The 22,604-nt window shown below is 41.3% G+C and carries 21 protein-coding genes; 4 read left to right on the top strand and 17 right to left on the bottom strand.

Annotated elements, in window-relative coordinates; all coding sequences use genetic code 11:
* Positions 1-103 precede the first annotated feature (103 nt).
* Positions 104-850 carry a YjbA family protein gene (locus QLQ22_RS05955; RefSeq protein ID WP_223440380.1) on the bottom strand — a complete coding sequence of 249 codons (747 nt, stop codon included), beginning with the start codon at positions 848-850 and terminating at the stop codon, positions 104-106.
* Between the two features lie 200 nt (positions 851-1,050).
* Between QLQ22_RS05955 and QLQ22_RS05950 the strand changes: the two genes are divergently transcribed.
* Complete coding sequence (locus QLQ22_RS05950) at positions 1,051-1,761, top strand: hypothetical protein (protein ID WP_284016210.1); 711 nt, start codon at positions 1,051-1,053, stop codon at positions 1,759-1,761.
* Between the two features lie 1,040 nt (positions 1,762-2,801).
* Here the strand turns inward: QLQ22_RS05950 and opp4C are convergent.
* From opp4C to QLQ22_RS05910, 8 genes are all read right to left on the bottom strand, one after another.
* On the bottom strand, positions 2,802-3,722 hold the full coding sequence (gene opp4C / locus QLQ22_RS05945; RefSeq protein ID WP_223440379.1) for an oligopeptide ABC transporter permease: 921 nt from the start codon (positions 3,720-3,722) through the stop codon (positions 2,802-2,804).
* Positions 3,723-3,736: 14 nt separating this feature from the next.
* On the bottom strand, positions 3,737-4,687 hold the full coding sequence (locus tag QLQ22_RS05940) for an ABC transporter permease (protein ID WP_223440377.1): 951 nt from the start codon (positions 4,685-4,687) through the stop codon (positions 3,737-3,739).
* Positions 4,688-4,847: 160 nt separating this feature from the next.
* A complete protein-coding gene (locus QLQ22_RS05935) occupies positions 4,848-6,503 on the bottom strand; it encodes a peptide-binding protein (protein ID WP_223440376.1) in 1,656 nt (551 codons plus the stop codon).
* Positions 6,504-6,609: 106 nt separating this feature from the next.
* Positions 6,610-7,626 (bottom strand): ABC transporter ATP-binding protein, encoded by a 1,017-nt coding sequence (locus tag QLQ22_RS05930; protein ID WP_223440375.1) that lies wholly within the window; start codon positions 7,624-7,626, stop codon positions 6,610-6,612.
* Positions 7,626-8,609, bottom strand: coding sequence for an ABC transporter ATP-binding protein (locus QLQ22_RS05925; protein WP_223440374.1), 984 nt, complete (start codon positions 8,607-8,609; stop codon positions 7,626-7,628). The genes QLQ22_RS05930 and QLQ22_RS05925 overlap by 1 nt, the downstream gene beginning before the upstream one ends.
* A 212-nt stretch (positions 8,610-8,821) precedes the next feature.
* Complete coding sequence (locus tag QLQ22_RS05920; RefSeq protein WP_252208229.1) at positions 8,822-9,607, bottom strand: DUF2268 domain-containing putative Zn-dependent protease; 786 nt, start codon at positions 9,605-9,607, stop codon at positions 8,822-8,824.
* Between the two features lie 124 nt (positions 9,608-9,731).
* A complete protein-coding gene (gene fabF, locus QLQ22_RS05915) occupies positions 9,732-10,973 on the bottom strand; it encodes a beta-ketoacyl-ACP synthase II (RefSeq protein ID WP_223440372.1) in 1,242 nt (413 codons plus the stop codon).
* 37 nt (positions 10,974-11,010) lie between these two features.
* The gene (locus QLQ22_RS05910) at positions 11,011-11,943 is read right to left on the bottom strand and encodes a beta-ketoacyl-ACP synthase III (protein WP_223440370.1); all 933 of its coding nucleotides are present in this window, start codon (positions 11,941-11,943) and stop codon (positions 11,011-11,013) included.
* 166 nt (positions 11,944-12,109) lie between these two features.
* On the opposite strand from QLQ22_RS05910, the gene QLQ22_RS05905 reads away from it, so the two are divergent.
* Together QLQ22_RS05905 and rsgA are read left to right on the top strand one after the other, a co-directional pair.
* Complete coding sequence (locus QLQ22_RS05905; RefSeq protein WP_223440369.1) at positions 12,110-12,367, top strand: hypothetical protein; 258 nt, start codon at positions 12,110-12,112, stop codon at positions 12,365-12,367.
* A 232-nt stretch (positions 12,368-12,599) separates the two neighbouring features.
* Positions 12,600-13,607, top strand: coding sequence for a ribosome small subunit-dependent GTPase A (gene rsgA / locus QLQ22_RS05900; RefSeq protein ID WP_284016209.1), 1,008 nt, complete (start codon positions 12,600-12,602; stop codon positions 13,605-13,607).
* A gap of 73 nt (positions 13,608-13,680) precedes the next feature.
* Here the strand turns inward: rsgA and QLQ22_RS05895 are convergent, their stop codons facing one another.
* From QLQ22_RS05895 to QLQ22_RS05880, 4 genes are all read right to left on the bottom strand, one after another.
* Positions 13,681-13,866: a ComZ family protein gene (locus tag QLQ22_RS05895; RefSeq protein ID WP_223440367.1), complete on the bottom strand. Its 186-nt coding sequence runs from the start codon at positions 13,864-13,866 to the stop codon at positions 13,681-13,683.
* Between the two features lie 15 nt (positions 13,867-13,881).
* Positions 13,882-14,832 carry a BMP family ABC transporter substrate-binding protein gene (locus tag QLQ22_RS05890; protein WP_284016208.1) on the bottom strand — a complete coding sequence of 317 codons (951 nt, stop codon included), beginning with the start codon at positions 14,830-14,832 and terminating at the stop codon, positions 13,882-13,884.
* 120 nt (positions 14,833-14,952) lie between these two features.
* Entirely contained in the window at positions 14,953-15,804 is an 852-nt protein-coding gene (locus QLQ22_RS05885) for an NAD-dependent epimerase/dehydratase family protein (protein ID WP_223440365.1), read from the bottom strand.
* Positions 15,805-15,896: 92 nt separating this feature from the next.
* On the bottom strand, positions 15,897-16,628 hold the full coding sequence (locus QLQ22_RS05880; protein ID WP_284016207.1) for a hypothetical protein: 732 nt from the start codon (positions 16,626-16,628) through the stop codon (positions 15,897-15,899).
* 203 nt (positions 16,629-16,831) lie between these two features.
* On the opposite strand from QLQ22_RS05880, the gene QLQ22_RS05875 reads away from it, so the two are divergent.
* Positions 16,832-17,017: a YjzD family protein gene (locus tag QLQ22_RS05875; RefSeq protein WP_223440360.1), complete on the top strand. Its 186-nt coding sequence runs from the start codon at positions 16,832-16,834 to the stop codon at positions 17,015-17,017.
* Positions 17,018-17,086: 69 nt separating this feature from the next.
* Here QLQ22_RS05875 and QLQ22_RS05870 read toward each other — a convergent pair whose 3' ends face one another.
* The 4 genes from QLQ22_RS05870 to QLQ22_RS05855 form a co-directional block, all read right to left on the bottom strand.
* A complete protein-coding gene (locus QLQ22_RS05870) occupies positions 17,087-17,266 on the bottom strand; it encodes a YjzC family protein (protein ID WP_223440358.1) in 180 nt (59 codons plus the stop codon).
* A gap of 205 nt (positions 17,267-17,471) precedes the next feature.
* Positions 17,472-18,422: an ornithine carbamoyltransferase gene (gene argF, locus QLQ22_RS05865; protein ID WP_223440356.1), complete on the bottom strand. Its 951-nt coding sequence runs from the start codon at positions 18,420-18,422 to the stop codon at positions 17,472-17,474.
* Complete coding sequence (locus QLQ22_RS05860; protein WP_284016206.1) at positions 18,419-21,502, bottom strand: carbamoyl-phosphate synthase (glutamine-hydrolyzing) large subunit; 3,084 nt, start codon at positions 21,500-21,502, stop codon at positions 18,419-18,421. Before QLQ22_RS05860 ends, argF begins: the two co-directional genes overlap by 4 nt.
* Entirely contained in the window at positions 21,495-22,544 is a 1,050-nt protein-coding gene (locus QLQ22_RS05855; RefSeq protein ID WP_223440354.1) for a carbamoyl phosphate synthase small subunit, read from the bottom strand. The genes QLQ22_RS05860 and QLQ22_RS05855 overlap by 8 nt, the downstream gene beginning before the upstream one ends.
* Positions 22,545-22,604: the final 60 nt, after the last annotated feature.

Here is a 22,604-nt window from a genome sequence, read left to right as displayed (position 1 = left end):
TACTGTTTAGTTTACCATTCATTTTCAGTTCATACCGTTTTTTCACATAAAAAAAGAAACCATATTCTATATATAGAATTGGTTTCTTTCATTAATGCTTGTCCTAATTCACTTTTGATTCATGCTCCATTTCCCACAGCTTCTCAAAAAAAGGCTGCCCTTTTATCAGATGTTCACATAGCGTCTTATGCTTGGGACTCCAGCCGCTTACCGTTTCATCGTAAAGCTTTCTCCAAACGTCCTCAAAGCTCAGTTCTTGAATCGTTTCATACATTGTCGGATTCCACTCTGTGTACCAGTATTTAACCTCAGCAGCATTTTTTGTTGACTGCAGCTGATCCAGGGCCATAAACAGCAGCTGTTTTAACTGGCGTTCTTTTCTTGTTAAACCGCTCATATGTGACGGACTTGGCGACAGGATATGAAATTCCTTTTCCATCGATTCCGCCTCAAACAAGTATTCCTCTGCCTCAACATCTTTAATCATTTCATAGACAAGCTGTTCCTGGCGCGGAATTAACCGGCTTTTGCGGACTGGTATGCTGTAGCCGATCGTATCGACTGCAAGTATACCCTGTCCGTCTGTTATGACGAAACAGTAATCCAGCTGAATGCGCTCATGATTTTTGCGAATATACGCTTTTTGAAAGGCATCTTTTAACAGTCCCTGCGGCAGCTCCGACAAATCATTCTCAATATAATGGTATAAGACCGAGTTTACTTTAAATAGAGGAACTTGGTCCAGAAGCTCAACACTGTCATCTTTTCTCCATTCATGAAAATGACACACATTGTACCCGTTTTCTTCTCCTTCAAACCAGTTCACCCATACATCATGAAGAAACAACATTTATTACCCCTCACTTCCGATGCTTTTGTCTTTCAGTATAGGCAGGGAGAAGAAAATATATTCCATTCCATTCATTTTATGGATGTTTTCTTTCGACAATTTTTGAGCAAGGTCTGTTATTAGTCTTTTACACTTAGAGTTTTCCTATCAGTGTTTTTTGTGTTTTCTCAGTAAAAATGAAATTGTATCAGTGTAAATCTATGTTCTATCAGTCTAAACGAAATTCGTGGAAGGAAGTGCTTCAAATAGGAATTTGCAGCACAAAAATGGCTCTCCTGACCGAAGGAAGTGCTTCAAATCGGAATTTGCAGCACAAAAATGGATCTCTGGCCCGATGGAAGTGCGTCAAATCGGAGTTTGCAGCACAAAGATGGATCACTCACCCGAAGAAAGTGCTTCAAATCGGAGTTTGCAGCACAAAAATGGCTCTCTCACCCGAAGGAAGTGCTTCAAATCGGAGTTTGCTGCACAAAGATGGATCACTCACCCGAAGGAAGTGCTTCAAATCGGAGTTTGCAGCACAAAAATGGCTCTCCTACCCAAAGGAAGTGCGTCAAACTTGGAGTTTGCAGCACAAAGATGGATCACTCACCCGAAGGAAGTGCTTCAAATCGGAGTTTGCAGCACAAAGATGGATCACTCACCTGAAGGAAGTGCTTCAAATCGGAGTTTGCAGCACAAAGATGGATCACTCACCTGAAGAAAGTGCGTCAAACTGGAGTTTGCAGCACAAAAATGGCTCTCCAACCAGGAGAAAGTGCGTCAAATCGGAGTTTGCAGCACAAAGATGGATCACTCACCCGAAGGAAGTGCTTCAAATCGGGGTTTGCTGCACAAAGATGGATCACTCACCTGAAGAAAGTGCGTCAAACTGGAGTTTGCTGCACAAAAAAGGCTCTCCAACCAGGTGAAAGTGCGTCAAATAGGAATTTGCAGCACAAAAATGGCTCTCCTGACCGAAGGAAGTGCTTCAAATCGGAGTTTGCTGCACAAAGATGGATCACTCACCTGAAGGAAGTACGTCAAGCTGGAGTTTGCAGCACAAAGATGGATCACTCACCCGAAGAAGATGCGTCAAACCGAAGTTTGCTGCACAAAGTAGGATCACTCATCCTAAGGAAGTGCTTCAAACCGAAGTTTGCAACACAAAGTAGGATCACTCGCCCGAAGAAAGTGCGTCAAACCGAAGTTTGCAACACAAAGTAGGAGCACTCACCCTAAGGAAGTGCGTCAAACTGGAGTTTGCTGCACAAAGTAGGATCACTCACCCGAAGAAAGTGCGTCAAACCGAAGTTTGCAGCACAAAGTAGGATCACTCACCCAAAGGAAGTGCGTCAAATCGGAGTTTGCTGCACAAAGTAGGATCACTCACCCGAAGGAAGTGCTTCAAACCGAAGTTTGCTGCACAAAGTAGGATCACTCACCCGAAGGAAGTGCGTTAAATAGGAGTTTGCAACACAAAGTAGGATCACTCACCCGAAGGAAGTGCGTCAAACTGGAGTTTGCAGCACAAAGTAGGATCACTCACCCTAAGGAAGTGCGTCAAACTGGAGTTTGCAGCACAAAGTAGGATCACTCACCCGAAGAAAGTGCGTCAAATCGGAGTTTGCAGCACACAAAAGGCTCTCTTCCCCGAAGGAAGTGCGTCAAACTGGAGCTTGCAGCACAAAAAAAGGCTCTCCCATCAGGAAAAAGTGAGTCAATTTTACAAGAGAAAAATAAACTAACCTTTATCATCGTATATCCACATAAATAGTAGTTTTTCCATGCCCGACCCTAATAAAGTTCTCCCTGAGTATTCTTTGAATCAATCTTTATTCTGTTCAAACAGTTAAAGGCAATTCTATCAGCGAAAATACGTTTTTATCCGTGAAGCAGTAAAATCGCTCAATACTTTGAGCTGAACAAAGCCATAAAAAATAGTCAAGAATAAATTCTTGACTACATTGTCTTATTCATTCACTTTTGGATCGAGTGCATCCCGCAGCCCGTCTCCTACAAAGTTAAAGGCAAGGACGGTAAAGAGGATCAGCATACCCGGTAATAACGGATACCATGGTGAATTCAAAAGAATAGTAAAGTTCTGTGCGTCCTGAAGCATGTTGCCCCAGCTCGCCGTTGGAGGCTGAATTCCAAGACCCAGGTAGCTCAGCGTTGATTCAGCAAGGATTACTCCCCCTACAGAAAGCGTGGCAGATACGATGATTGGTCCAATCGCATTGGGAAGAATATGCGAGAAGATAATTTTAAAGCTTTTCGTCCCAATTGTTTTGGATGCAAGGACAAATTCGCGTGTCCGCAGCGACAAAAACTCACCTCGTACAAGACGTGCAGTTGTTGTCCATCCCAGTACAGCAAAAATAATTATCAGCTTGTCTACACCTGGTTTAAAGATTGTCACTAGTGTAATAAGAAGAAAGATTTGAGGAATGGAAAGAACAATATCAACAAATCTCATTAAAATAGCATCAATGATGCCTCCAAAGTAACCAGCAATAGCTCCTATTACCGTACCGATTGTAATGGAACCGAGCACAGAGGCAAATCCAACCAGTAAGGATACTTGGGCACCGTACAACAAACGCGTCAGCAAGTCCCTTCCAAACCGGTCCGTTCCGAGAATGTTTTCACTGCCTCCAGGAGGAACCAGTTTTTTAGTCAGATCCTGAGTATCGTAAGCATATGGCGCAATGACAGGCGCTAAGATCGCTGTAGATATAATGAAGATTAGAAAAACAGCGCCAGCTATAGCTAATTTGTTTTTGCAGAATTTCCTGAAAAATATTTTCGTTAACGTATCAGGGTTCTCTTTTAAATTCCCATGAATCGCCAGCTGATTAGAGGTTTCCGGTGTTAGGTTTGTTTGTGCCATTTTGCTCCCCCTTCCTAATACTCAATTCTCGGATCAAAGATTGCGTAAAGAATATCCGCAATTAAGTTTCCGATGACTACAAATACAGCTGAGATAACTGTTAAAGCCATTATGACCGGATAATCACGCTGGAATGCTGAATCAATGAACAATAGACCAATACCAGGCCATGAGAAGATTTTCTCAACGACAACGGCTCCCCCAATAAATGAAGGAATCATCAAACCAAAAATCGTGATAATTGGAATTAATCCGTTGCGGACACCATGTTTGATGATGACCTTCGATTCTTTGAAGCCTTTTGCACGGGCTGTTCTCATGTAATCCTGTTTAAGGACATCAAACATACTGGACCTTGAATACCTGGTTAACCCTGCCATATCGGCTGAGGCCAGTACAAATGCAGGCAGCATGAGATGATGGATTCTGTCCCACACGCTGAATTCAGCATTCAAGGTGGAGGTCCCCCCTGTCGGGAACCAGTTAAGATGGACTGCAAATACCATAATTAAAATCAAACCGAGAAAAAAATTGGGTGTAGCCAGACCTAAAAAGGAAGTAACCGAAACAGTGTAATCAACTTTCGTATACGGTCTAGCTGCAGAAATAATTCCAAACGGGATGGCAATAATTAAAGCAAGAATAGTTGATACAACCATTAACAGCAAAGTGTTTGGCAAACGGTTCATAATCATTTCACTTACAGGTACCCCTTTACGGATCAATGATGTGCCAAAGTCTCCCTGCACCATGCTTCCAAGCCATTTTAAATATTGAATGTGCACAGGATCATTTAATCCGTATTTCTCCATAAATTTCGCTTTATCAGCAGGACTTATTGATGGATCCATCAATAAGGTTGTAGGATCTCCTGGAGCTAAACGAATGATCGCAAAAGAGATAATGGTGATGCCTAATAATAAGGGAATAGCCATTAATGTACGGCGGATGATATAAGAAAGCACAGCTAGTTCTCCCCTTTCCTTCTCATTTTTCTATAAATAAAAACAATGTCCAAAATACTCAGCAGACCCGTTCAATTTTCAAATTCATAAAAAACGAGGGAAGGGAGTATTCCCTTCCCTCTGCATGTTTCCCCGAAGTGTTGCAGCAATCAATGAATAATTACTGTTTTAACCACCATTTGTGGATGTTGTAGTATTCGCTCTTAGCGTTGAACTCATAGCCTTGTAAGTTTTCAGGCATTACGCGGTGAACGTTAGGATAGTACAAGAATGTGTATGGCTGATCATCAGCAAGAATTTTGTAGATGTCAGCATGTTTTGCAGCATACTCATCTTGATCAAGAATTTGTTTCGCTTCTTCCATTAACTTATCTGCTTCTTCGTTTTTGTAATCAATCATGTTTAAGCCTTCAGCAATTTGGCTTGAGTGGAAAATGTCATATTGATCAGGGAATGTTGACAAGCTCCATCCTAAGATCATTGCATCAAAATCCCAGTTTGGTGCAGACACTTGCTCGATGAAAGCAGAGAATTCAATGATCTCAGGCTTTACTTCGATGCCGATTTCTTTTAATTGCTGCTGAACAACTACAGCGATGTCTTCACGGATTTTGTTTCCTTGGTTCGTTTTTAAAGAGAATGAGAATTTTTTGCCGTCTTTGTCTAAGATTTTGTCGCCGTCAGTATCTTCCCAGCCAGCTTCTTTTAATAATGATTTAGCTTTCTCCTGGTCAAAAGAGAATTTTGTTACATCGTCGCTGTAAGCAAAAGATAGCGGGCTTTCAGGAACGTGTGCAACTTCTCCGTCACCGTTCATAACAGAAGAAACCATTGATTCTCTGTCAAGTGCCATTGTTAAAGCTTGACGCACTTTCACGTCTTTGAATAGGTCGTTCTTTTGGTTCCAGCCGATGTAAGTGTAAGAAAGACCTAAGCCAGACTCAACTTTCACACCGCTGAATGTGCTTTTAACTGTTTCAATATCTGTTCCTGGAACTTCAGTGAAATGAACATCGCCAGCTTGAAGCTGTGCCAATAAAGCATCCTGGTCAGGAACAATTTTATAAGTGATTGAATCTAAGTAAGGCTCGCCCAAGAAATAATCAGGGTTTTTCTCCACTTTTACATATTCTCCGTCTTTCCACTCAACGAATTTGAATGGTCCTGTACCGATTGGAGATTTTGTATTGAATTCGTTTTCGCCAAGCTCACCAACCGGAACTTTTCCAAGGATGTGCTCAGGCAGGATTCCGTAGCTAAGAGCTACAGGGTAGAATGAAGCATCTTTCTTAGAAAGCTTGAATTCTACTTCATAGTCTCCTTTTTTCGTTACAGACTCTAAAGATTCAAAAGCAGAACCGCGCTCACCTACATAGTCAGGGCTCTTAGGGATGCCGTATGTAAATACTACGTCATCAGCAGTAAGCTGTTCTCCGTCATGGAATTTAACATCTTCTCTGAGTTTTACAGTGTATGTTAAGCCATCTTCAGACGGATCAATTTTTTCTGCCAAGTTCAAAGTCGGGTTGAACTCAGTGTCTGAGCTTACAATACCGTCAAAAATGAAGCCTTCGATATCAGAGCTTGAAGCATCTGTAGAATACATAGGGTTGAACAATGTTGGTCCGCCAATTGAACCAACAACTAAGTCTCCGCCCATTTGCGGTTCGCCTGCATCTTCAGCCGGTTTATCTTCTTTTCCGCCTGACCCTGAAGCAGGTGTTTTTTCGCCTGCGCCACTATTGCAAGCAGCTAAGAACAAAGAGAAAACTAACAATAAGCTGAGTAATGTTAATAAACTTTTACGTTGTTTCACTTCGTATTTCCCCCTTAAAAATTCGAATTTATAGTTTTCTTAACATGCCTATTATTGTTGGTCCATCTCCTCCCTTCAAGAAGGTGATTATATGCTGATCCTGCCATCAGTATAGATGGCAGGCAACAAAATGATTTTTCTTTACTTCTTTAAATTGAGGCACCGCTTCGCGGCATACGCTTGTAGCAGCAGGACATCTTGTATGGAAAACACAGCCCTGCGGCGGATTGGCCGGGCTTGGAAGCTCTCCTTTTAAAACGATGCGCTCACGTCTGGCCTGACCTGCTTTTCTTGGAACTGGCACTGCGGACAAAAGGGCTTGAGTATAAGGATGCAGTGGATCTGAATAGAGACTGTGCTTGTCTGCAAGCTCCATCATTTTACCAAGGTACATAACGCCCACACGGTCACTGATATGGCGGACTACACTTAAATCATGCGAGATGAACATATATGTTAAGTTAAACTCATCCTGAAGATCTTCAAGCAGGTTAATAATTTGAGCCTGAATGGAAACATCAAGCGCTGAAACTGCTTCATCGGCAATAACCATTTGCGGATTCAGGGCGATGGCTCTTGCAATGCCGATTCTCTGCCGCTGGCCACCGGAAAATTCATGCGGATAGCGGTTAATGAAAGAGGCGTTTAAGCCTACTTTTTCAAGCAGCTCTTCTACTCTTTCTAAGCGCTCTCTTCCTTTATATAAACTATGTGTATCCATTGGTTCTTTAATGATGGAACCGAGTGTTTTTCTTGGATTCAATGATGCAAATGGATCCTGAAACACCATTTGAATATTTTTGCGGACAGTTTTGCGGAGTTCACTTTCGGGCAGATGTGAAATATCCTGGCCGTCAAAAATAATTTTGCCGCCTGTCGGTTCATACAGGCGGATAATGGTGCGGCCTGCTGTAGACTTTCCGCAGCCTGATTCTCCTACAATTCCAATGGTTTCACCTTTTTTTACCGTTAAATTAATGCCGTCAACAGCTTTTACATGTCCTGCTGTCTTCTGCAGAATCCCTGCTTTGATCGGAAAGTGCTTTTGAACATCTATCAGCTGGAGGATGGTTTCATCCGGTTTCAGAAGCTGTGATTTTTTTTCTGCGTCTACTACTTTCATTAAACAGCGGCCTCCTCATCATCGTATAAAAAGCAGCGGACAGAGCGATGAGCTGATTTTTCCGTTAACGCGGGAAGTGCACTGAAGCATTTGTCAAATGCTTTCGGGCATCTTGGAGCAAATCGGCATCCCGCCGGCAGATTATCAGGAGTCGGAACGTTTCCCGGAATCGAATTAAGCTTTTCTATATCTCCATCAATGGAAGGAATGGACTCCATTAATCCTTGTGTATACGGATGGAGCGGCTCATTGAACAAGTCATCAACAGAAGCTTCTTCTACCACCTGACCGCAATACATAACAACCACCCGCTCTGCAATTTCAGATACAACCCCCAGATCATGAGTGATTAATAGAATACTAGTATCAAATTTTTGACTGACGTCCTTCATTAAATCAAGAATTTGCGCCTGAATGGTTACATCCAGTGCTGTTGTTGGCTCGTCTGCTATAAGCAGCTTCGGATTGCAGCTCATGGCAATGGCGATCATCACACGCTGGCGCATACCGCCTGATAATCTGTGGGGATAATCATGGATGATTTCATCAGCACGAGAGAAGCCTACTAATCTAAGTAACTCAATTGCTTTTTTAACTGCTTGATTTTTTGGAAGTTTTTGATGATACATAAGCACTTCTGTAATCTGATCTCCGATTGTAAGCACCGGATTTAAAGATGTCATCGGCTCCTGAAAGATCATCGATATATCATTTCCGCGGACTTTACACAAATCTTTTTCAGGTAACTTCACCAAGTCCTTGCCATTTAATAAGATCTCGCCATCAACAATTTTGCCTCCAGGGCTTGGAACAAGTCCCATAATCGATAAAGAAGTGATACTTTTACCTGAACCAGATTCTCCTACTAATGCAACCGTCTCGCCTTTATGTATCTTTAAGTCAACACCGTCCACAGCCGGGACAGCTTGTTTCTTTTTGTAGAAATATGTTTTTAGATTTTTAACTTCCAACAGTACTGACAATACCCTTCACCGCCCTATGATGTAAAAGATAAAACCGCTTAAAAACTTAATTTTACAAATCATCATAACTTTTTATATAAATAGAATAGTCAGAAAATATATATTTGTATAGTATTACAAAAGTTTTACAAAATCAAGCTAATTTTTAAAAAAATGTAATTTTATATTAATAATACGACCATTACTAGGAAAAAATACCAACAAAAAAACCCTTAATTGGGTTTAATCAATGACTTTTTCACTATTTCATCTGATGAAACGGCGAATAAATCTTTAATATTCGTTTTTGTCATCTCCATGTAACATTTAACTATATGATATCCTGCGGCATACCCCAGCATTTTTGGATAAAAGCCGGTTCCAAACATCAATTGAGAGAACTTGCGGGAATCTCTTTTTAAATCCTGATTAGGTTCAATGATTGATTGATAAAATTGAGAGATTTGCTCTTTTGAATAACGTTTTGTCCATGAACCGGCAAACTCTTCCCCCATTCTCTCCCGCACAGCATTCTCAGCGAGACCTTCAAGAATGACGGCATCAATCAGCGTATAGTCCTTTTCTTTTTTAGGGTCCTTAGCAAGTCTGCATACATGATGGTACTCATGCGTGAGGATGACCTGAATCTCTTTTTTGCTGTTATCGGATAAAAATAAAAAAAGCTTATCATGAAAAGCCAGGCCTGATTTTCCTCCAAATTCATTTCTCATCTTCCGGTTACCTGCATCTGCCGGCAAAATAAAAATCGGCACGTCTGGGCCGCCCCACTCTTTTTTCAAAAAAGCTTCATCTGATTTTACAAACTCCCAAACTTTGTTCTTCTTTAAATTTGAATAAAGGCTTTGACCAGTCTGCTCTCCTCTGAACATTCCAAATGCATGAAGATATTTGCTGATGTCCTCAGGATTATTCTCATGAAAGTACGGTTTCAGCCGCTCGCATATTTTCAAATGATCTGCGGATTGTTCGAGCCATTCGTTTGTTTTGACGACCGTCATGGAACCCCCACACTCCCTCCTGCCGTATTCTATGAAGGTGTATTTAAGGAAGTGAATGGATGAGCAGCCCCCATTACATGATTCCGTGAATAAAAAAAAAGCCAGCTATGCTGACTTTTCTGTTTTACTGCTCGTATTTTTTGAAAATAATCGTTGCGTTATGTCCGCCAAATCCAAGTGAATTGCTTAAAGCCACATTCACTTGTGCTTTTCTCGCTTCATTCGGCACATAATCCAGGTCGCACTCAGGATCTTTTTCGCTGTAATTTATCGTAGGAGGGATGATGCCCTCTTTAATTGCAAGAATAGAAAGAATCGCTTCAACTCCGCCGGCTGCTCCAAGCAAGTGGCCTGTCATTGATTTAGTTGATGAAACCGCAAGCTTATAAGCATGCTCTCCAAAAACCTCTTTAATGGCAAGCGTCTCAAACTTATCATTGTAGGATGTGCTTGTTCCATGAGCGTTCACATAATCAACGTCTTCAGGTGAAAGTCCGCCGTTTTCCATGGCCATTCTCATGGCACGTACTCCGCCTTCCCCGCCCGGAGCAGGAGCTGTAATGTGGTGGGCATCGCCTGTTGCGCCATAGCCGACAATTTCTGCATAAATTTCTGCTCCGCGGGCAATGGCGTGTTCAAGTTCTTCCAGGACTAAAATCCCCGCTCCTTCACCCATGACAAATCCATCGCGATTTGCATCGAATGGTCTGCTTGCTGTAGCAGGATCCGGATTTGTTGAAAGAGCTTTGCTTGCACAGAAGCCTGCAAATGCCATTCTGGTAATTGGCGCCTCCGTTCCTCCGGAAATCATGACATCAGCATCTCCCCGTTCAATAACTTTAAAAGCATCACCAATGGAGTTTGTACCAGTAGCACATGCTGTCACTGTACAGGAATTAAAGCCTTTTGCGCCTAGAGCAATTGAAACCTGTCCTGCTGCCATATCAGGAATCATCATTGGAACGAAAAATGGACTTACGCGTCTTGCGCCTTTAGTAAGAAGTGTTTCAAACTGATTTTCAAAGGTTTCCATTCCGCCGATTCCAGAACCGATCCAGACGCCAACGCGCGGAGCGATTTCTTCAGTAATTTCAAGATTGGCATCACGTACGGCCATGAAAGATGCAGCTACCGCATACTGAGTGAAGCGGTCCATTTTTCTGGCTTCCTTCTTATCCATAAATTTCTCAGCATCAAAATCTTTTATTTCCGCAGCTACCTTAGCCGGATAGTCATTTGAATCAATGCGGGTAAGCGGACCTACGCCTGACTTTCCATTTACCGCGCTCTCCCATGTTGATGCAACATCATTTCCAATCGGAGTAATTGCTCCCATACCCGTAATGACAACTCGCCTTTTACTCATATAAAAACACCATACCTTTCTCTAGCTGTAATATTTATTATTTGCCCCATCTCATAGCAATGGCACCCCATGTTAAACCTCCGCCAAAACCAACCATAACAAGGACGTCTCCGTCTTTAATCGTTCCTGCTTCCAGTTCTTCAACAAGAGAAATAGGAATAGATGCTGCAGAAGTATTCCCATACTTGTGAACCGTTTTTGACATTTTTTCCACCGGAAGCTCTAAACGTTCCCTGGCAGCTTCCATAATTCGGATGTTTGCCTGATGCGGAATCAAGTAATCAACATCTTCCTTTTTAAGTCCTGCCTTTTCAATAACATTTACGCTGGATTCACCCATTTGTCTGACCGCAAATTTAAACACCTCGCGTCCATTCATAATAAGCTTCTCATCCTGATAGAGATGCTTTCCGCCAGAACCGTCTGATCCAAGCTCAAATGCAAGGAAACCTTTGCCCGGTGTAACTTTACTGACGACTGCTGCTCCTGCGCCATCTCCAAAAAGAACAGCTGTATTCCGGTCATTCCAGTCTGTGATTTTTGAGAGTTTTTCTACTCCTACTACAAGAACATTTTGATAAGCACCTGTTTCAATAAATTGCTGGGCCGTAATTAATCCATACATAAAGCCCGCGCATGCTGCGCTCAAATCCATCGCAGCCACTTTTTTTGCTCCCAATTTTTCTTGAAGCATACACGCTACAGATGGGAAGGCCTGATCAGGTGTGACAGTAGCCACCAAGATCATATCTATATCTTCAGCTGTTATTCCCGCATTCTCAATTGCTTTTTTTGCGGCATAATAGGCCATATCAGAAGTATCTGTTTCATCATTTGCAAGTCTTCGCTCTTCAATACCAGTCCGTGTGCGTATCCATTCATCCGACGTATCCATTATTTTCTCCAAATCCGCATTTGTTACAACGCGTTCTGGATTATACCGTCCGATTCCAATTATCCCTGCACTCATATACGCAGCTCCTTTAATCTTGTATTTAGAATCAATTATTATTACCTGGTACTAATTTTATCCTATCTATTTTAAAATTTCAATCAAAAATCTGTGCACATGCCCCGTACAAGTTATTAAACAAAACATACAGTATGAATAAGGAAGAATAAGCGAGGTGTTTGTGTTGAGCGAAAAAAGACGATCTGAAGAGTCAGGAGATTTCTTTTCATCCTTTATGTTTGGAGAAAAAAGAGAGCGGAGCATAAAACAGGAGGAAGCTGAAGAAAGCCCCGCTCTAGATGAGCAGGAACCTCAGTCAGGGACTGATTTTTTTCAGATTTTTATGCAAATTGATGATATTATGGACTCTTTAAAAGAATTAAAGCCAGTGATAAAGGAATTTTCTCCTATTTTGGACTATTTCAAACAAAAATTAAAATAAACGTTTACAAACCCGAATTATTTTCATATTATGGAATTATTAACCAAGAGAGAGCGAGGGATGTTTTATGAAAATGTTAATTGTACTGATGCCGTTAATTTCATATACACAGCCCGCTGTTCATCTTCCGGAATGATGATCATTTTCTACCTGAATTGATTGATCAAGGAACTATGGGCTGTGTCTGCTCATGGTTTTTTTTCATATTCAAAAACAGTTCAGGAGGAACAATATGAATTTATTCAATGGCAAACAGCATTTGGGCTGGAACGATTATTTTGAGGAAATAAGTGTTTCTTATCAGCCGCTTATATTCGGGCGGATCTCATTAGAACACAAACACTTATATCGAGTAATGACTGCTCATGGTGAGGTTTTAGCGTCTTTATCCGGTAAGTTCCGGTTTGAAGTTTATTCGGAGGAGGATTATCCGGCAGTCGGGGATTGGGTAGCCCTATCAATGAGAGAAGAAATGAAGGCTACGATACATCACGTGCTGCCAAGATTCAGCAAGCTATCGAGAAAAGCTGCAGGAACAAGCGGGAGGGAGCAATTAATAGCCTCAAATATTAATAATCTCTTCATTGTTATGGCTTTGAATCATGATTTTAACCTAAGAAGACTTGAGCGTTACCTCGTCATGGCGTGGGAAAGCGGGGCAAACCCTGTTATCTTATTAACTAAATCAGATCTTTGCAGTAAACTTAACGAACTTGTCAGTTCTGCGGAAAGTATAGCGTTCGGAGTCCCGGTACATCCGGTAAGCGCGCTTGAAAGAAGCGGTATTGAACAGCTTTCAACTTATCTTAAAGAAGGTTCCACCTCTGCTTTTGTTGGTTCGTCAGGTGCAGGTAAATCAACATTGATAAATGCCTTAATAGGAACAGAAAGGCAGCAGACCGGAGAAGTGAGGGCAGACGATAGCCGCGGCCGGCATACAACAACGTACCGCGAATTAATAGCCGTTCCAAAAAAAGGACTTCTGATCGACACACCTGGTATGAGAGAATTGCAGCTTTGGGATTCAGAATCACTTCAGCATAGCTTTGAAGACATTGAGTCACTTGCTTCAGCCTGTTACTTCAGAGACTGCGGCCATCAGAACGAACCTAAATGCGCCATTAACCAGGCAATAGAGGAAGGGAATTTAACTGCCTCCAGACTTCAAAGCTATCGCAAGCTGCAAAGAGAACTCGCCTATATAGAGAAAAAAGAGCGAAAAAAAGCAAATAAGAAATAATCTATGAAACCGGATAGCATATCCGGTTTTATTACATATTAAAACCGCAGCATGTTCTGCTGCGGTTCATTCATTATTTGCCTGCTTCATTTTTTCCTAATTCGTAAGCATCATTCATAACTTTTGTGAGCAGTTCCATCATCGGCTGAAGATGGTCAGCCGTAATTTCTATGCCTGCTTCATCAAGCTTTGCTTTGGCTTCCGGAAGATATTTCATGGCGATTTGCATAAATTCTAATGTTTTAGGTTCGTTGTTCATATGTATTCTCCTTTTTTAAAATTGATTAGGCAGCTTATCTGTCTGCCTGTATATTTCTATATGCTCTTGGATTTTATTTTGAAAGGACTTGTCCACATTTGGACTGTACTTGCCGAGTTCAATGACATCATCCTGAAAATCAAAATACAAATTTCCGCTTTCAAGCTCACCATTCAAATATTTTTCAGCAACAAGCTCATATAAAAGGTCTACATGCTGGATCGTACTTGTAAGGACAGTTGCTTCGCCAAGATCTGACTGGTCGGAAACAAAACCAATTGCATACAAACCTTTCTCTTTTATCCGCTCAATGACAGGTACATTATACCCATCGCCTGCAGGATATACAACATCTATGCCTTCTGCAAGCATTTCATCTGTATGATTAAGGGCGCTTTTTACATCATCCCAGCTTTGCACATACTGGATTTTAACCTGAACATCAGGATTCTGATAGTTCGCACCCTCATAAAAACCATCAATTTCAGGCTGCCATTCATAAGCTGCCAGTATACCGACTTTATTTGTCTTTGTCATTTCACCGGCAATCATCCCCCCGAAAAAACCCATAGCATTTGAGTCAAAATTAAGGCTTGTCATATTATCTCCCTTTGCCTCTCCATTGAAAAAGACAAAATGAATATCATCATATTCTTCATTCAATTCTGCAAAAAAAGTTTCATATTCACTGCCATGACCGAAAATGAGATTGACGCCTTTTCCCGAAAACTCTTTTACCGCTTCTCTAACTACTTCTTGGTTATTCATCCCTTCTTTATAAAAAACTTCAATACCGTAACGTGATTGTATTTTTAATAATCCTTTGTATCCCTTCGTGCCCCATACTTGATCGCTGATTGTATCCGGGACAAGCAAGCCCACTTTCTCAAGTTCATTCTGCCTTGGTTGTCCGCATCCTGTCAGAAAAAAAAGGCATATGGCAAAAAGAATACTTTTCTTCAGCATTACAAGCAACTCCTTTTGGCTTGTGCAAGTCATGATTACACCTATATTTTAGACTGTAATCAATTCATCGCACAAGGATATATTTCCCAATAACGATTAAAACTTGAATTTTATCTAAAATTATTGGTAAATATACAGGTTTTGCTTGACCCATTCTGTTTGTATCTGTATTCCTCTTTCTAATGAAACACTATTTTTAACTGGGTGGATGATATCCTTCGATAACTTATAAGAAGGGTTTCTCTCGGCCTTTTCAGAAAATAATTCAACTATTTCACTCCACTGGCCCTCTTTCATGGATGAGAGGTGAACAACTGGTTCCTTAAAAGGAGATGTGGCTGCGATATCCAATAGAGTTCTGACAGCATCATCGATGTAAAGAATATCTCTTTTTTCTTCGTTTGCATCAGCTGCTGATTTTTTTCCCGTTAACTCTGAAATGATGGACTGGTGAATAAAGCTTGACTGCGGCTGCCATGGTCCATAAAGTCCAGGAATCCTGACAATCTTAAATTGCTCCGATTCTCCAAAGAGCTCTCTGATTTCTGACTCCTGCTTCAGATGTGCCTTCCCATTTTCGGTTGAAGGAACGGGAACTGTGTCCTTTTCAATCTCCTTTTGCATCTCGCCGAATACTTCAGCAGATGATATGAGAATAAATGGGATTTTTTGTTTAATAGAAAGATCAGCACAATCCCTTAATAAATTCAAATCGAGTCTATTCTCCTGATCTGTTGGATCCTGAATGCAATAAAATATGACATCGTTTTCTTTCGCTTCTGTGATTGAGGATATATTTTCAAACAAAGCGTTTCTGCCAATCAGCATCATTTTTTCTTCGGCTATTTTTTGTTCTTGATCATCTTGATACTTATTCATATATCCATCAACCCCGATGCCCTCTTCGAGCAGACGGCTGCATAGAGCAAAACCTACAAATTGTCCGAATCCTGCAATTAATGCTTTTCGCATAATTCCTTTCCTCCTTTTAGAAAGCGTTATAGTATCGTATGCAGCATTTCAGCACAAAAGAATCGTCCCCAGTATCATCAGGAACGATTCGTTTATAATTTTTTTTCATTCTCTTTGAAAAATTTCACTACGGAATGATTTAGCCTGTATTGGTTATCAGCCAGGTGAAAGGTCAAGTCGATCGGGGAGCCCTGCTTGCTTCTGAAGTCTTCATAAATTTTGCTGTGATCATGATAAGGGTATGTGATGCTGTTCATTCTCTGCCATATATGAACGGGGAGGTTTGAGCTGTCGAAGCTTGATTCAAAACTGCAGTCTTTAATCTTTTTTGAGTCTATCTCATATGCATTAGCTATTTCTTTCGTCAGTCTCTTATAAAAAAACATATTCTCTCTTTCTTTTTCAAGGTGGGCTTGCAGATTTAAACATGGATTAAGCATTGCGACAGAACGAATTTTTTCGTTTGAAAGCTTCATAAATTCTTTTGCTATCAGAGCTCCCATTCCTTCACAAAGAATATGAACCCGCTCATTTAAAATTTCTTTTTTCATGACTATATGATAAATCTTCATTGTAAGATTCAGCGCTTTTGGACTGCCCCAATTCGCACCGTAAAGATTAGATGTGAAAACTGTATAGCCTGCGTCAAGCAAGATTGAAAGGAGCTGATTTCTGCCGTAATGCTGCAGCCAAAAGCTCGTTTCTCCATCCACAAAATGCGTTTTGTCGCCTAAGATAAAGACCGCGAATCCATTTGGTTTATAAGGGTAATGGATGACGTTCCATTCTGATTCCAGCTGAAAAAACCGCTTTGTAATTCCCATCTTTTGCCCACCACCTTTCATTCGTACTTTGAGCACTTTATATAAGATATGTTCGGTCATGTGAAAGCGAATGGATATATACCTAATTATTCAGCAATGAACGTTCAAGAAATAGTCAACATTAAGGGTAAATAAAGCTTTTATTCCACAATCTATGTATGATAATATGGACATAGAATTGTTTGAAGAATGAGGTGAACAGATTGCGCTATTTTTGGACATTTTTTTGGACGTTTTTATTAATGCAAATGATGGCTTACGTCGTTTCTTCAATGACAGGTGTTGCATATAACTTTGTTACTGCTTCTATTCTTGCTGTTGTTGCAACCGTTCTCATCCTGATCCTCGGGGAAGTTGTGCCGGACCGAACTGCAGATGGACATCATTAATACCTAATTTTCGACTCTGCACACAAAAAACCCTACTATAGATAGTAGGGTTTTTTTTTGGTTTCACTATTAAGGTTTTCTTTGATACGTCCAGTGCCGGTCATCATTTGACGTTTCAGGGAAACGATCTCCTGCCTGAAGCTTAATTTTTTGAGGATTTTTGACCATTGAACCTGTTTCTCCAACTTCTACGTAGATGCCATTATTAGGTGCTTTTTGACCTGATCTAAAGCGATGCTGCTGCCCCAAAATAAGATCCCTCCTTAAGGTTCCTTCTTTAACTAGTATGGCAAATCTCTTATGATTACATGTAATTTGAAATAGAAATTTAACCTGCAAGGCTGCTTTTAATGTTCTCGCATGACAAAACGGATGGATCAGACCGCTGATCCATCCGTTTTTTATTTGCAGGGTGCTATTTCAAAATTACAGTTCAATGACAGCCTAGAAGTAACTACCCGATCAGCAGCTCTTTCAGCAGCGCTTTTTGAACATGCAGACGGTTTTCGGCCTGCTGAAAGACGGCAGATTGGCTTCCGTCAATAATTTCCGCTGTAACTTCTTCTCCCCGATGAGCCGGCAGACAGTGAAGAAAATGACTGTCTTTTTTGGCGAAGCTCATTAGCTCTTCGTTAATTTGATAGGCGTTAAAAGCCGAGAGGCGGATTTCATTTTCTTTTTCCTGCCCCATACTCGTCCATACATCTGAATACACGATATCTGCTTGATGAACAGCCTCTTGCGGATTCGTTACGGCTGTGATCACAGCACCTGTCTGTTTGCAGATCTCAGCTATTTTTCCCATCACTTGGTGATCTGGCCCATAACCTTCTGGATGAGCAATGACTGCATCCATTCCTACCTTCGCACATGCAATTAGTAAAGAGTGCGCAACATTATTTCCATCGCCAACGTAAGCTACCTTTGTTCCTTTAAACGATTTTTTCAGCTGCAGAATCGTCATTAAATCTGCAAGGGCCTGGCATGGATGGAAGGTATCTGTCAGTCCATTAATAACAGGAATCGAAGCATGCAGCGCAAGCTCCTCTACTTTTTCATGCTCAAACGTGCGGATCATAATGGCATCTACATAACCTGACAGGACTTTGGCTGTATCAGCTACGCTTTCTCCCCGGCCCAATTGAAGATCCTGACTGCTTAAAAAGAGCGCGCTGCCTCCAAGCTGCTGCATTCCCGCTTCAAACGAAACCCGAGTCCGAGTTGACGATTTTTCAAAAATCATTGCCAATATTTTTCCGGACAGAATGGATTGAATGGGAAATTTCTTCATTTGTATGCCTTCTTCAACAAGATGCAGAATTTCCTCAGTCGTATAATCAAGCAGGGTCAAACAATCTTTTCCCAATAGTGCAGATTTAGTTTGTGCCACTTTTACAGAACTCATATCATGTTCACTCCCGTTCTTGTTAATTCTCTGATTGAATAAACCTCGTAGTCAGGTGCCGCTTTCAAGTAAGCCTTAAAGGATGATGCATCTGAAAACACCTTTATTCCTTTTTCAGCAGCAAGCAGGCGTTTTTCTCTGGATTCTTCACTTTTCAGACTGACAAACACGCCGTTCTCAGCAGTGTCAGCCCATTTTTCAAAGGATTCAGTTTCTGTTTTCAGTCCAGCGGCTTCTGCTTTTTGAAGCAGGGAATAATCGATTTCATCCATAAAAATACTGATGCTGCTTTTATCACGATCTTCATCAAATACTTTTCCGAGTGCTTCCTTCAATGTAGGTGCAAGGCACAAGCCTTCCCCTGTTGATCTCATTTCAGGACTTAGCTTAAGATCTACATTCTGAAGGGCATGACTGGAAAAAACGGGATATTTTACAGCCGTATATGGTCTTTCGTCTTCTATATAAACATGTGTCAGCTTTTCGCCATTCATCATCCCAGCTGCTAGTTCAATCATAGGGACATTCATCACCTTGCTGACAATCGGTGCTGTCCGGCTTGCTCTTGGATTGACTTCCAGAACATACAGCTTTTCATTTTGAATCAGGAACTGAATATTCATGATTCCTTTAAAGCCAAGCTGCTTCACAATCTTCTTAGCCGCAAGATGCATTTCTTGCTTCAACTCGTCACTTATATTCTTGGAAGGGATAATCGCCATGCTGTCTCCTGAATGCACACCAGCTGGTTCAATATGCTCCATCACTGCTGGAATAAGGATGCTTTCCCCATCTGCAACGAGATCAATTTCTGCTTCCTGGCCTAAGACATAGCGGTCAATTAAGATGGGATAAGATTGATTGCCGGCTTTTTCAACCTGTTTCTTAAGCTGCTCTTTATTCTCAAGCACAATCATGCCTTTCCCCCCGATGACGTAAGAAGGTCTGATTAACACAGGATAGCCGATTATTTCTGCTTCCATGATAGCTTCATCTGCGTTATGGGCAGTTGTCCCCGGAAGATGAGCAATGTCTAATTCGTCTAATAGGTGATAAAATTTCTCCCGTTCTTCAAGAATATCAAGTGTTTCTGAATCTGTTCCGAGAAGGACTGCTCCGCTTTCCTCAAGTCCAGCTGCAAGATTGATGGCGGTTTGCCCTCCAAATTGCACGATCGTTACGTCTATCTGTTCAGCTTCAATCACATTCAGTACGTGTTCGACTGTCAGCGGCTCAAAGTACAGACGGTCTCCAGTTTCAAAATCTGTGCTGACTGTTTCAGGATTATTGTTGATCATAATCGCTTCATAGCCAAGCTTCTGCAAGGCTTGTATTCCTTGCACAGCGCTGTAATCGAACTCAACTCCCTGTCCGATGCGGATAGGACCTGATCCAAGGACCAGTGCTTTTTTTCTTGGGTTTGCAGCTTTTTCAAGCTCGCATTCTCCGAAATAAGTCGAATAATAATAATTGGTTCTTGCTTCAAATTCCGCTGCACATGTATCAACCAGCTTAAATTTAGCTGTGATGCCGTATGATTTTCTCAGAGTTCTAACAGCTGATTCATCTTCATTTAAACAATGTGCGAGGTACTCATCTGAACAGCCTTTTTCCTTTGCATATGAAAGGAGGTCTTTTGTCAACTGATGCAATGTTTCTGATTTAAGCTGTTTTTCCAATGTGACAAGTGAGAGAAAGCTGTTTAGGAAATAATAATCAATTCCTGTTTCATTATGAATGACGTTTAAGCTTTCTCCTCTTCTTAACAGCTCTATAATGGCAAAGAACCGCTGATCTGTTGCCTTTTTAATGATGTTTAAAAGTTGAAGATCTGACAGCAGTGATATCTCTTCAAAGTATATTCCTATATTTCCGAGTTCAAGTGATGATACTGCTTTTTGAATAGCCGCTTCGAGATTTCTCTCAATCGCCATCACTTCACCGGTTGCTTTCATCTTGGTGCCAAGTGTGCGGTCAGCGTCTTTAAATTTATCAAAAGGCCATCTTGGAAATTTCACGACCACATAATCAAGAGCAGGCTCAAAGCTTGCAAATGTAGACTGTGTCAATGGGTTTTTAAGCTCGCTTAACGCATAGCCAACTGCAAGTTTTGCTGCAAGTTTTGCGATTGGGTAGCCAGTCGCCTTTGAGGCAAGAGCTGATGAACGGCTGACACGCGGATTCACCTCTATGACGTAATATTGCTTGCTTACCGGATCTAGAGCAAACTGTATGTTGCAGCCCCCAACTACATTTAAAGCAGAAATGATGGTTAATGAAGCACTCCGGAGCATTTGATATTCATGATCAGTCAAAGTTTGTGAAGGAGCTACAACAATTGAATCCCCAGTGTGAATCCCGACAGGATCGATATTTTCCATATTGCATACAGTTATACACGTATTGGCTGCATCCCTCATGACTTCGTATTCAACCTCTTTAAAGCCTGCGATGCTTTTTTCAACTAGGCATTGATGAATCGGACTTGCACTTAACCCGCTTTTCATCAATTCAATCAATTCCTTCTCGTTATCCGCAATTCCGCCTCCCTTACCGCCAAGTGTGTAAGCCGGGCGGACGATGATCGGGTAGCCGATTTCCTTTGCAAAGGCCAACGCTTCTTGTGCACCTGTTACAATTTCGCTCGCAGGTACAGGCTGTTTCAGATCATACATCAGTTTTCTGAATTTTTCTCTGTCTTCTCCCATTTGGATCGACTGGACGGATGTACCGAGAACTTGCACGTTATGTTTTTGCAGGACACCGGCTTCATGAAGCTTTACAGCCAAATTGAGTCCCGTTTGACCTCCAAGAGTTGCAAGCAGGCCATCCGGTTTTTCTTTTTCAATAATTTTCGTGAGGCTCTTTACCGTTAATGGTTCAAAGTAGACCTCATCTGCATATTGATGATCCGTCATAATTGTTGCCGGATTGTTGTTCACAAGAACGACCTTGTAGCCTTCTTCTTTCAAGGCAATACAGCCCTGGGTCCCCGAATAATCAAACTCTGCAGCCTGGCCAATGATAATTGGGCCAGAGCCGATTACTAAGATGCTATTTATATCATGACGTTTAGGCATATACCATTTCTCTCCTTGTGTTTAGAACCATTTCCAGAAATTCATCAAAGATATATTCACTTTCGGCAGGTCCGGGATGTGCTTCTGGATGAAATTGAACAGATAGAATCGGAAGTGTCTGATGAAACATGCCCTCAACCGACTGATCATTCACATTCACAAACCTGACTCCGAACTCTTTATGATGACCCGACGTCACCACATAGCTGTGATTTTGGGATGTCATAAAGACTTTTCCTTTTTTCCGGTCCATGACAGGGTGATTTGCTCCTCTATGACCAAACGGCAGCTTCATCGTGTCTCCTCCATAAGCTAGAGCAATGAGCTGATGCCCAAGACAAATGCCGAGAGTTGGATAGCTGCCGGCAATCTTGTTTATTTCAGGCAAATAGTTTTCAAGTTCTTTCGGATCTCCAGGACCATTTGAAAGAACCACTGCATCAGGCTGAATACGTTCAAGTTCCTTCAGCTCTGTATAAGGAATAATTGTTACTTTGCAGTTTCTCTTCAGAAAAGATTGCAGGATTGATTTTTTGAATCCGAAATCAAGTAATGCAATGTGGATGGATCCTTCTCCAAGAGTAGTGATCCCCTGTTCGATTTCAGGCAATTTCTTCTTTATCGGCTGACTCTGTATTAGGTTTGAATAATCCGCCGAGAGCTGTGCTTTCATCGTCCCGTTTTTGCGGATCTGCTTGACGATGGATCTAGTATCAACATGACTGATAAATGGAATATTCCATTTGCTTAAGTATTCTTTAACACTATAAGCGGCCTCATAATGAGAGAAATGTTCACAGCATTCATAAAAAACGGCACCTTTTACTTGCGGTCTCTCACTTTCAAAATCAACTGCATTAATGCCGTAATTGCCGATCAAAGGATAAGTAAATACGATGATTTGATTTTGATAGGAAGGGTCTGTCAGCACCTCTTGATAGCCTGTCATGCCTGTATAAAATACGATCTCGCCCTCACTGTCGCCACCGTTCAGATTTCCTTTGTAGCTTGTGCCATCCTCAAGAAGCAGGTAACCGCTCATTTTCATTCACCTCGTAATGAATTTTTATTAATATATAAGTATAATTATACAATTTATCAC

The sequence above is a fragment of the Metabacillus hrfriensis genome, assembly GCF_030127205.1.
Classification (GTDB): Bacteria; Bacillota; Bacilli; order Bacillales; family Bacillaceae; genus Bacillus_P; species Bacillus_P dongyingensis.
This window is presented reverse-complemented; position numbering and strand designations above follow the sequence as displayed.

Coding starts and splice junctions, on each gene's coding strand:
- fabF (WP_223440372.1), bottom strand. CDS start 10,973: ATGAGTAAAAGGCGAGTTGTCATTACGGGTATGGGAGCAATTACTCCG.
- QLQ22_RS05895 (WP_223440367.1), bottom strand. CDS start 13,866: ATGAACAACGAACCTAAAACATTAGAATTTATGCAAATCGCCATGAAA.
- QLQ22_RS05910 (WP_223440370.1), bottom strand. CDS start 11,943: ATGAGTGCAGGGATAATTGGAATCGGACGGTATAATCCAGAACGCGTT.
- QLQ22_RS05880 (WP_284016207.1), bottom strand. CDS start 16,628: ATGGGAATTACAAAGCGGTTTTTTCAGCTGGAATCAGAATGGAACGTC.
- QLQ22_RS05885 (WP_223440365.1), bottom strand. CDS start 15,804: ATGCGAAAAGCATTAATTGCAGGATTCGGACAATTTGTAGGTTTTGCT.
- QLQ22_RS05955 (WP_223440380.1), bottom strand. CDS start 850: ATGTTGTTTCTTCATGATGTATGGGTGAACTGGTTTGAAGGAGAAGAA.
- rsgA (WP_284016209.1), top strand. CDS start 12,600: ATGAATTTATTCAATGGCAAACAGCATTTGGGCTGGAACGATTATTTT.
- QLQ22_RS05890 (WP_284016208.1), bottom strand. CDS start 14,832: ATGCTGAAGAAAAGTATTCTTTTTGCCATATGCCTTTTTTTTCTGACA.
- QLQ22_RS05950 (WP_284016210.1), top strand. CDS start 1,051: ATGTTCTATCAGTCTAAACGAAATTCGTGGAAGGAAGTGCTTCAAATA.
- QLQ22_RS05930 (WP_223440375.1), bottom strand. CDS start 7,626: ATGAAAGTAGTAGACGCAGAAAAAAAATCACAGCTTCTGAAACCGGAT.
- QLQ22_RS05855 (WP_223440354.1), bottom strand. CDS start 22,544: ATGAGCGGTTACCTGCTTCTTGAGGATGGCACAAGCTACAAAGGAAAT.
- argF (WP_223440356.1), bottom strand. CDS start 18,422: ATGAGTTCTGTAAAAGTGGCACAAACTAAATCTGCACTATTGGGAAAA.
- QLQ22_RS05920 (WP_252208229.1), bottom strand. CDS start 9,607: ATGACGGTCGTCAAAACAAACGAATGGCTCGAACAATCCGCAGATCAT.
- opp4C (WP_223440379.1), bottom strand. CDS start 3,722: ATGGCACAAACAAACCTAACACCGGAAACCTCTAATCAGCTGGCGATT.
- QLQ22_RS05860 (WP_284016206.1), bottom strand. CDS start 21,502: ATGCCTAAACGTCATGATATAAATAGCATCTTAGTAATCGGCTCTGGC.